Source organism: Pseudomonas peli (assembly GCF_050563605.1).
Classification (GTDB): domain Bacteria; phylum Pseudomonadota; class Gammaproteobacteria; order Pseudomonadales; family Pseudomonadaceae; genus Aquipseudomonas; species Aquipseudomonas peli_A.
This window is the reverse complement of record NZ_JBNXUH010000182.1, coordinates 1-246: the sequence shown is the minus strand read 5'-3', so window position 1 is coordinate 246 and position 246 is coordinate 1. Positions and strand designations below refer to the sequence as shown.

1 protein-coding gene is annotated in these 246 nt (G+C 66.7%); it reads left to right on the top strand.

Annotated elements, in window-relative coordinates; genetic code table 11:
- Nucleotides 1–77 precede the first annotated feature (77 nt).
- Nucleotides 78–242 carry a hypothetical protein gene (locus tag ACQ4LH_RS21410; protein WP_430698985.1) on the top strand — a complete coding sequence of 55 codons (165 nt, stop codon included), beginning with the start codon at nt 78–80 and terminating at the stop codon, nt 240–242.
- Nucleotides 243–246: the final 4 nt, after the last annotated feature.

Here is a 246-nt window from a genome sequence, read left to right as displayed (position 1 = left end):
GTTTTCCCCCSGGGCGGAGAAAAAACGGGGGGNGGGKCMAGCGGGGGMCCCRGCGSCCGGCCMCGGAGGSCGGGGTTTTGGGGGTTTTCCCCCGCCTCGCCGACCAGGGCGAGCCGGAAACCCGCCAGTGGACCTACCTGCGCAATAATGGCGAGCAGCGCATCGTCAACCTCACGGTCAGCGCCATGCGCGATGCCGAGGGGGTGATCACTGGCTACTTGCTGTCTCTTATACACATCTGACGCT